We start from the raw sequence: 1,411 nt of genomic DNA, 5'->3' as shown, positions 1-1,411 counted from the left end.
GGGTCACGTCCCCGCTGGTGGTGTAAGTCCGGGGTCCCCGTTCGGCGTGCCTGAGCACGTAGGAGGGGCCACCGCGTGAGTCTCTGCAGGAACCCGCCAAGGAACCCGTAGAGAGGCACAACGCGATGGCCCTGGACCAGTCTGCCCTGCTCGAAGTGCTCGATGCACTCAAGGGCGCCGATGTCGGTGATCGTGTCCGCCAGGCCGCGGAGACGATTTACCAAGCTCTGATCGAGGCCGAGTTGACCGACGCGATCGGCGCTGGCCTGCACGAGCGTTCTGCGGAACGCACCAACCACCGCAACGGTCACCGCGCCCGCACCCTCACGACGACGGCCGGGGATCTGGAACTGCGGATCCCGAAGCTGCGCACCGGCTCGTTCTTCCCCAGCTTGTTGGAGCGGCGCCGGCGGGTGGACCAGGCGCTGTTCGCGGTGGTGATGGAGGCCTATCTGCACGGGGTGTCCACGCGCAAGGTCGACGACCTGGTCAAAGCACTCGGTGCGGACACCGGTATCTCCAAGTCGGAGGTGTCGCGGATCTGCGCGGATCTCGACACCGAGGTCGGTGTGTTCCGCGACCGGTCCTTGGCCGAGCAGCAGTTCCCCTACGTCTTCCTCGACGCGACGTATTGCAAGGCCAGGGTGAACCACCGGGTCGTCTCCCAGGCCGTGGTGATCGCCACCGGTGTTCGTGCCGATGGCTGGCGCGAGGTCCTCGGGTTCGCGGTCGGCGACTCGGAGGACGGCGCATTTTGGACGGCGTTCCTGCGCTCGCTCAAGGCCCGCGGACTGGGTGGGGTGCAGCTGGTCATCTCCGACGCCCACACCGGTTTGAAGCAGGCCATCGCCGCGGTGCTACTCGGCGCCGCCTGGCAGCGGTGTCGGGTGCACTTCCTGCGCAACGTCTTGGCTCAGGTCCCCAAGGGCTCAGCGGAGATGGTCGCCGCGGCGATCCGCACGATCTTCGCTCAACCCGATGCCGCGCACGTCCACGAGCAACTCGGCGTGATCGCCGGCATGCTCGGGCGCCAATCGGTCAAGGTCGAGACGATGCTGCGCGACGCTGCAGAGGATCTGCTCGCCTTCACCAGTTTCCCACCCGCGCACTGGAAGAAGATCTGGTCGACCAACCCCCTCGAACGACTCAACAAGGAAGTCAAACGCCGCACCGACGTCGTCGGCGTGTTCCCCAACCCCGACGCCCTGCTCCGCCTCGCCGGCGCCGTCCTGGTCGAGGCCCACGACGAATGGCAAGCCACCGACCGCCGCTACCTCGGCGAAGCCACCATGGCCCTGCTCAGCAGCCCACCACTGAAGGAGAAACTGGCAACCTCAGAGCTGATCACGGCATGATCTGAACCGCAGAGCCTCACCCGGACCGAGCTACACCACTCGACGGGACGCGACCG

At 66.8% G+C, this 1,411-nt stretch carries 1 protein-coding gene; it reads left to right on the top strand.

Annotation, left to right across the window (positions count from 1 at the left end; translation table 11 throughout):
* Positions 1-125 precede the first annotated feature (125 nt).
* Complete coding sequence (locus MMF94_RS43085) at positions 126-1,355, top strand: IS256 family transposase (protein WP_241043283.1); 1,230 nt, start codon at positions 126-128, stop codon at positions 1,353-1,355.
* Positions 1,356-1,411: the final 56 nt, after the last annotated feature.

The organism is Pseudonocardia alaniniphila, from assembly GCF_022524485.1.
Lineage (GTDB): Bacteria > Actinomycetota > Actinomycetes > Mycobacteriales > Pseudonocardiaceae > Pseudonocardia > Pseudonocardia alaniniphila.
This window is presented reverse-complemented; position numbering and strand designations above follow the sequence as displayed.

Bases quoted from the DNA above. Each gene is read 5' to 3' on its own strand.
- MMF94_RS43085 (WP_241043283.1), top strand. From the start codon at position 126: ATGGCCCTGGACCAGTCTGCCCTGCTCGAAGTGCTCGATGCACTCAAG.